This is a genomic window from Acinetobacter geminorum (genome assembly GCF_013009345.1).
Classification (GTDB): Bacteria; Pseudomonadota; Gammaproteobacteria; order Pseudomonadales; family Moraxellaceae; genus Acinetobacter; species Acinetobacter geminorum.
Window position 1 is genome coordinate 1 of the sequence record NZ_JABELE010000057.1, and the last position, 291, is coordinate 291.

Consider the following 291-nt stretch of genomic DNA (forward strand, 5'->3'; position numbering starts at 1 on the left):
GGGCCTTCGCCCAGAATCAGGCGGTGGCGACGGCGAAAGCGATGCTCAACCCCGATGCGCCAGGTTATGACGACGCGCCGTGGCTGTGGTCGGATCAATATCAGCACAATATTCAGATCCTCGGTATTCCGCAGCCGGAGAGTAAAACGATAGTGCGTGAAGATGCGCTGTTCTTCTCGCTGGATGAAAACGGGCGGCTGACGCAGCTGGTGGCGTTCAACGATGCGCGCACCGTCAAGCTGGCGAAGCGCTGGATGGCGGCGGGGCGGGATCTGTCGAACGTACCGCTTG

Annotated in this window: 1 protein-coding gene; it reads left to right on the forward strand. The window is 60.8% G+C overall.

Annotated elements, in window-relative coordinates; all coding sequences use genetic code 11:
* Nucleotides 1–291: oxidoreductase C-terminal domain-containing protein (locus HJG58_RS18675; protein WP_328704800.1), on the forward strand; the 291-nt coding region annotated here is incomplete at both ends.